Below are 6,715 nucleotides of genomic sequence, written 5' to 3' on the forward strand. Positions count from 1 at the left end.
CGGCATCGGCTTTTTTCAGCAGGTTTTGCACGCGTTTGTTGGCGGCGGCGAGCGCGGCGGCTTCGGGCAGTTGTTTGAACGCGGCAACGGCTTGCAGCTTGGCGGTCAAATCGTCCAAACGGCGCGGCTGTTTGGCGAGTACGGCGCCGACGATGTCTTGCGGATAGTCGTTTTGCAGCAATACGGCAAGGCGCGCCTGCATGAAGTCGGCGGTTTCAGACGGCGTTTTTTCGTTGAGCAAACCTTTTGGGAAGCTGTCGAAGGTCGTCTGAATCAGCTCGTTCACGTCCAAACCATACTGCATCAGCATCCGCAAAATACCCAAGGCAGCGCGGCGCAGGGCGTAGGGGTCTTTGTCGCCAGTCGGAATCAGACCGATGCCCCAAATGCCGACCAAGGTTTCCAGTTTGTCGGCCAGCGCAACGGCGGTGGCGGTTTTGCTTTCAGGTAGCCTATCGCCGGCAAAGCGCGGCTGGTAGTGCTGCTCGACGGCTTCGGCGATTTCTTCGGTTTCGCCGTCCAAACGTGCATAGTATTTGCCCATCGTACCTTGCAGTTCGGGAAACTCGCCGACCATTTCGGTCACCAAGTCGGCTTTTGCCAAGCGCGCGGCACGTTCGGCTGCGGCAGCGTCCGCGCCTAAAGCTTTAGCGATGTGGGCGGCGATGCTTTGCAGGCGTTCGATACGCTCGGCTTGCGAACCGATTTTGTTGTGGTACACCACGTTCGTCAGTTTGGGCAGACGGCTTTCCAAAGTCGCTTTCTGGTCTTGTTTGTAAAAAAACTCGGCATCGGACAGGCGCGCACGCAAAACGCGTTCGTTGCCTTGGATGATGTGCGACGGGTCTTCGGTTTGCAGGTTGGAAACCAGCAGGAAGCGGTTCATCAGCTTGCCGTTTTGATCGAGCAGCGGGAAGTATTTTTGGTTTTGCTGCATGGTCAGAATCAGGCATTCCTGCGGCACGGCGAGGAAATGTTCTTCAAAACCGGCTTCCAAAACAACGGGGTATTCGACCAGCGCGGTAACTTCGTCCAACAATGCTTCATCAGCGGCAACGGTGGCTTTCAGACGACCTGCCTGTTCGTTCAAGGCTGTCTGAATCGCGGCTTTGCGCTCGGCAAACGAAGCTACGACTTTACCTTGCTCGCGCATTTGTGCGGCGTAGCTGTCGGCGTTTGTGATAGTGATTTCGCCGTTGGACAGGAAGCGGTGTCCCAAGGTTTGATTGCCGCTTTGCAGACCCAAAACGCTGACGTTTACGATGTCGCTGCCGTGCAGCACAATCAGCCCGTGAACGGGGCGCACGAAGGTAAACGTGCTGCTGCCCCAACGCATCACTTTCGGAATCGGCAGTTTCTTAATGGCTTGATTAATAATGTCTTCTAAAAGTTCGCCCAACGGTTTGCCGGTTTGGACGTATTCGTAGGCGTACACATCCTGCTTACCGTCATGGACGATGGTCAAGTCTTCGATTTTCGCGCCTGCTCCGCGTGCAAAACCTTCCAAAGCCTTGGTCGGCGCGCCGTCTTTCATGGCATTCGCCACGGCAGGGCCTTTTTTCACGATTTTCTGATCAGCTTGAACGGCTTTGACGTTTTTGATTTGAACAGCCAAACGGCGCGGCGAGGCGTAGGCGGTAAATTCGGCTGCGCCGTCAATCAGTTGTGCTTTTTCCAAGCCTTCGGCAACAGAAGCAGCGAAGTGGTTGCCAAGATTGTTCAGAGCCTTGGGGGGGAGTTCTTCGGTGAGGAGTTCGATTAAAAGGGTTTGGGTGTTCATTGCAGCGTGTCGTTTGGGTTTCAGGTAGCCTGCCGGTGCTGTAAATAGTGCGGAGTTTTTAATCAGGAGGCAGGCGGTACTGGTTTGTTAGGTTGGTGAGAATTCTAGCATTTTCAGGCTGCTTGCGCCTTGTTTTTAATCAGCGGGAAGCCCAGTTTTTCGCGGCTTTCCACATATTTCTGCGCCACGGTGCGGCTGAGGGTGCGGATACGGCCGATGTAGGTGGCGCGCTCGGTAACAGAAATGGCGCCGCGTGCGTCTAAGAGGTTGAAGGTGTGGCCGGCTTTGAGGACGAGTTCGTAGGCGGGCAGGGCGAGGCTGGTGTCTTCCACGGCCAGCAGGCGTTTGGCTTGCGCTTCGTAGTCGTTGAACTGGCGCAGCAGCCAATCGGCATCGCTGTATTCGAAGTTGTAAGTGGATTGTTCGACTTCGTTTTGGTGGTACACGTCGCCGTAGGTAACGGTGTTGCCGTCCGGCGTTTTTGCCCACACGAGGTCGTAAACATTTTCCACGCCTTGTAGGTACATCGCCAAGCGTTCGATGCCGTAGGTGATTTCGCCGAGCACGGGGGTGCAGTCTATGCCGCCGACTTGTTGGAAGTAGGTGAATTGGGTCACTTCCATGCCGTTGAGCCAAACTTCCCAGCCCAAGCCCCATGCGCCGAGGGTGGGGTTTTCCCAGTCGTCTTCCACGAAGCGGATGTCGTGAACTTTGGGGTCGATACCCAATTCGCGCAGGGAATCGAGATAGAGGTCTTGGATATTGGCGGGCGCGGGTTTGAGGGCGACTTGGAATTGGTAATAGTGTTGCAGGCGGTTGGGGTTGTCGCCATAGCGGCCGTCTTTGGGGCGGCGGCTGGGTTGGACGTAGGCGGCAAACCAAGGTTCGGGGCCGAGCGCGCGCAGACAGGTGGCGGGGTGGGATGTGCCGGCGCCAACTTCCATATCAAGCGGTTGGAGGAGGGTGCAGCCTTGGGCAGCCCAGTAGTTTTGCAGTTTGAAGATGATTTGTTGGAAGGTGAGCATGGTTGTGTGGAGAAATTGGAAAAAATAATGGCGGTATTGTACTTGGTTTGCCGGTTAAACAAAACAAAGCCAAAGGCTACCTGAAAAATGGTTTTGGGATTTTCAGGTAGCCTTTTCAACTTTAAGGCATGGCTGAGGCGCACTTTGCTTCATCAGGCATGATGGTTTGTGGTTTGCTGCTTCCCGCCGTACAAGGCTACCTGAAAAATGATTGAGCGATTTTCAGGTAGCCTTTGCCAAGTCGGCTAGGCTTTGGCGAAACGCACGCCGGTAAGCTGGGAGTTCAGAATGGCTTGGCGCAGTGCCTGCAATGCCTGCGGGCGCACGAAGTTGCGGCGCGAGGCCAATACGATGCGGCGGTTGGGTACGGGCGGCTCGAAGGGGATGATGGAAAACAGCAGGTGGTCGTTGTCCGTGAGGGCGCTGGAAGGCAGTACGCTGATGCCCAGGCCGCTGGCCACCATGTGGCGGATGGTGTTGATGGAGCTGCCTTGCAGGGTGTTGGCCAGGCCGAGGATGCGCTGGCGGGAGGCCAATTTGCTGCAGCTTTCTAAAACTTGGTCGCGCATGCAGTTGCCTTCGCTGAGTAGCAGCACCTGCTGTTCTGTCAGCTGCTGCACGGATACGGCGTCGAGCTCTTCAAATTCGTGCTCCTTCGGCACGATGACAAAAAACGGCTCGTCATACAGCGGCTCGGTGATGATGCCGGGCTCTTGGAAGGGCTCGGCCACCACGATGGCATCCAATTCGCCTTTTTTGAGGGAGTCGGTGAGGTTGGCGGTGTAGTGCTCTTCCAGCATCAGCGGCATATCGGGTGCCAGCTTGCGCAGCGACAAAATCAGGCGCGGCAGCAAATAAGGCGCCACGGTGAAGATCAGTCCCAGCTTAAACACGCCGGCCAGCTCGTTTTGCTCGGAGGCGGCCAGGTGTTTGATGCGGTCGGCTTCCTCCAGTACGCGGTGCGCCTGGGTAATGATGCGCTCGCCGGTTTCGGTGGGCTTGACTTCGTTGCTGCTGCGGTCGAACAGCGAAACCGAAAGCTCTTCCTCCAGCTTTTTAATCGCGATAGAGAGAGTGGGCTGACTGACGAAGCAGCGCTGGGCGGCACGGCCGAAGTGGCGTTCTTGTGCAACGGCCACAATGTAGCGCAATTCGGTCAGGGTCATGGTTTAGCTTTCTTCGCTTTTACGTTGGATATCTGGCAAAACGATGTTGAGTTCCAGTACGTCCACGCCGTTTTGCGTTTCCTGCGAAATGCGGATGTCGTCGAGCGAAACGTGTACGTATTTCGACAACACTTCCAGCAGCTCTTTCTGCAGGGTGGGCAGGTAGTCCGGTGCTTGGGATTTCACGCGTTCCTGCGCGATGATGATCTGCAGGCGGTCGCGGGCAATGCTGGCGGATTTGGGCTTTTTGCCAAACAATATATCGATTAATGACATAGCTTAACCTCCGAACAGGCGTTGCAGGAAGCCTTTTTTCTCTGCTTCCAAGAAACGCATCGGCCGGTTTTCGCCCAGCAGGCGAGCTACTACGTCTTTATAAGCTTCAGCGGCAGGCACGCCTTCCTGGTGGATGACAGGCAGGCCGACGTTGGAGGCTTGCAGCACGCTTTGCGATTCGGGAATCACGCCCAAGAGCGGGATGCGCAACACGTCTTCGATGTCTTTTACTGAGAGCATTTCGCCGCTTGCCACGCGATCGGGGTTGTAGCGGGTAATCAGCAGGTGTTCTTTCACCTGTTCGCCTTTTTCGGCATGGCGGCTCTTGCTTTGCAGAATGCCCAAGATGCGGTCGGAGTCGCGCACGCTGGATACTTCGGGATTGGTGGTAACGATGGCTTCATCGGCAAAATACAGCGCCATCAGCGCACCGGTTTCGATACCGGCGGGCGAATCACAAATCACGAATTCGAAGTCCAGTTTTTCGGTAAGCTCGGAGAGTACGCGCTCTACGCCTTCGCGGGTAAGCGCGTCTTTGTCGCGGGTTTGCGAGGCAGGCAGCACGAACAGGTTGTCGCAATGCTTGTCTTTGATCAGCGCTTGGTGCAATGTGGCTTCGTTTTGAATCACGTTGATTAAGTCGTACACCACGCGGCGTTCGCAGCCCATGATGAGGTCGAGATTGCGCAGGCCGACGTCGAAATCGATCACGGCGGTTTTGTGTCCTTTTAAAGCCAGGCCGCTGGCGATGCTAGCGCTGGTGGTGGTTTTGCCCACGCCGCCTTTGCCGGAGGTTACTACAATAATTTTTGCCACGGTTATGGTCCTTTCCCTTAGGTGAATCCGTTTTGTTGAAATTAGGTTGTTACGCTTGGCGGGCTACCTGAAAAAGGCTACCTGAAAATGGTTTGTCGCCCTTTGTATTGTGTGTAGCCAAGTAAATGTATGTTATGTTCAAATAATCTCACTGAGAGCCGCGATGGCCAGCCGCTCTTTTTGCAAATAGATCTGCACGGCCTGGCGGTGGAGGTGTGGCGGCAGCTGCTGGTCGAAAGTGCGGTAGATGCCGGCGATAGATACCAGTTCGGCCTGCATCGATTGGACAAAAATGCGGGCGTTTTGATCGCCACTGGCGCCTGCCAAGGCGCGGCCACGCAGAGGGGCATAGATATGGATATGGCCGTCGGCAATCACTTCAGCTCCTTCGTTCACTAAACCCAGCACGATCAGGTCGGCGTTTTCGGCATACACCTGCTGGCCGGTACGGATCGGTTTTTCCACTACAAGAGTTTGGCGCACGGCGGGAGCGGGCGGAGTGCTGGGCATTTCATGTTGCGTATTTTCAGGTAGCCTTTTGTTTTCTTCACTATTGGCATTGTCGCTACAAAAGGCTAAGTGATGAGCACGAGCGGCAGCCTGCCATTGTTCATTGTGATGGCGCAGGGCGCCGATGGGCAGGCTGTGCTCGGCAAATAGGCCGAGCAGGCTGTCTAAATCCAGATTGTCTGGCGAGTCGAATGCCTGCACGTCGAGCAGCAGCGGCATATCGCTGAGCTCGCGGTATTGTGCGGCGCGCTCGGTGAGGGTTTGTCGGATAGCCGCCAGCTCGGTGGTGTTGAGCTGGATGGCGAGCGCGTCGATACGAGCGGATTTGATGTCGAATGCTGGCTTCATCGGTGCGATGGAGTCGTAATTTAAGAATTGAAACGGCTCGCAGTTTACCGTTTTATGTAGGCTACTTCAAATTTGTGCGATGGTCGGCTTATTATCAGGCTACCTGAAAACTTAGCTTATAATGCGGCGAATCGCTTTCAGGTAGCCTGTTTGGCAAATTAGAGGCTACCTGAAAACCAGTTTGAGCAATTTAAATGGAAAAACTATGCAGAAGCCGATACGGATTTTGGGCATCGACCCGGGCAGCCGGGTAACGGGATTTGGTGTGATTGATGTGCTGGGTCAGAGTCAGCGCTACGTGGCATCCGGCTGCATCAAAACCATCCCGGGCGACGAGCTGGCCGGGCGCATCGGCATTATCGTGCAGCACATCGGTGAGATTATTGATACTTATCGGCCGAACCAGGCGGCGGTGGAGCAGGTGTTTGTGAACGTTAATCCAGCTGCCACGCTGATGCTGGGGCAGGCGCGCGGCGCGGCAGTGGCGGCGCTGGTGTTGCGCGGATTGCCTGTATATGAATACACGGCTTTGCAGGTGAAGCAGGCGGTGGTGGGGCAGGGTAAGGCGGCTAAGGAACAGGTGCAGCATATGGTGGTGCAGATGTTGAAGCTATCAGGAAAGCCGCAAGCTGATGCGGCCGATGGCTTGGCTGTGGCGCTCACCCATGCGTTGCGCAACCATAGTTTAGCAGCAAAATTGCACAATGCTTCGCAGATTAAAGGCGGTCGGTTTCAGGTTTAGTTTTCAGGTAGCCAGTGGTTGGTTGTATTTGTGCTAGGTAAATTTCATTTCA

General features: G+C 55.4%; 7 protein-coding genes. 1 reads left to right on the top strand and 6 read right to left on the bottom strand.

Annotation, left to right across the window (positions count from 1 at the left end):
- From glyS to minC, 6 genes are all read right to left on the bottom strand, one after another.
- Positions 1-1,780 (bottom strand): glycine--tRNA ligase subunit beta (gene glyS, locus ACO6EE_RS03275; protein WP_485959201.1); only part of this gene is annotated, 1,780 nt, incomplete at its 3' end.
- 113 nt (positions 1,781-1,893) lie between these two features.
- Entirely contained in the window at positions 1,894-2,805 is a 912-nt protein-coding gene (gene glyQ / locus ACO6EE_RS03280) for a glycine--tRNA ligase subunit alpha (protein ID WP_070631891.1), read from the bottom strand.
- A gap of 245 nt (positions 2,806-3,050) precedes the next feature.
- A complete protein-coding gene (locus tag ACO6EE_RS03285) occupies positions 3,051-3,971 on the bottom strand; it encodes a hydrogen peroxide-inducible genes activator (RefSeq protein WP_485959202.1) in 921 nt (306 codons plus the stop codon).
- 3 nt (positions 3,972-3,974) lie between these two features.
- A complete protein-coding gene (gene minE / locus ACO6EE_RS03290) occupies positions 3,975-4,247 on the bottom strand; it encodes a cell division topological specificity factor MinE (RefSeq protein ID WP_070631897.1) in 273 nt (90 codons plus the stop codon).
- A gap of 3 nt (positions 4,248-4,250) precedes the next feature.
- Positions 4,251-5,063, bottom strand: a complete 813-nt coding sequence (gene minD, locus ACO6EE_RS03295; RefSeq protein WP_064084529.1) for a septum site-determining protein MinD — start codon at positions 5,061-5,063, stop codon at positions 4,251-4,253.
- A 138-nt stretch (positions 5,064-5,201) separates the two neighbouring features.
- Positions 5,202-5,921, bottom strand: coding sequence for a septum site-determining protein MinC (gene minC / locus ACO6EE_RS03300; protein WP_485959205.1), 720 nt, complete (start codon positions 5,919-5,921; stop codon positions 5,202-5,204).
- A gap of 205 nt (positions 5,922-6,126) precedes the next feature.
- Between minC and ruvC the strand changes: the two genes are divergently transcribed.
- Positions 6,127-6,663 carry a crossover junction endodeoxyribonuclease RuvC gene (gene ruvC, locus ACO6EE_RS03305; protein ID WP_064089308.1) on the top strand — a complete coding sequence of 179 codons (537 nt, stop codon included), beginning with the start codon at positions 6,127-6,129 and terminating at the stop codon, positions 6,661-6,663.
- The last annotated feature ends 52 nt before the right edge of the window (positions 6,664-6,715 follow it).

The sequence above is a fragment of the Eikenella sp. genome (assembly GCF_057315495.1).

Excerpts from the sequence above, each read along its gene's own strand:
- ACO6EE_RS03285 (WP_485959202.1), bottom strand. The coding sequence starts at position 3,971 with ATGACCCTGACCGAATTGCGCTACATTGTGGCCGTTGCACAAGAACGC.
- glyQ (WP_070631891.1), bottom strand. The coding sequence starts at position 2,805 with ATGCTCACCTTCCAACAAATCATCTTCAAACTGCAAAACTACTGGGCT.
- minE (WP_070631897.1), bottom strand. The coding sequence starts at position 4,247 with ATGTCATTAATCGATATATTGTTTGGCAAAAAGCCCAAATCCGCCAGC.
- ruvC (WP_064089308.1), top strand. The coding sequence starts at position 6,127 with ATGCAGAAGCCGATACGGATTTTGGGCATCGACCCGGGCAGCCGGGTA.
- minC (WP_485959205.1), bottom strand. The coding sequence starts at position 5,921 with ATGAAGCCAGCATTCGACATCAAATCCGCTCGTATCGACGCGCTCGCC.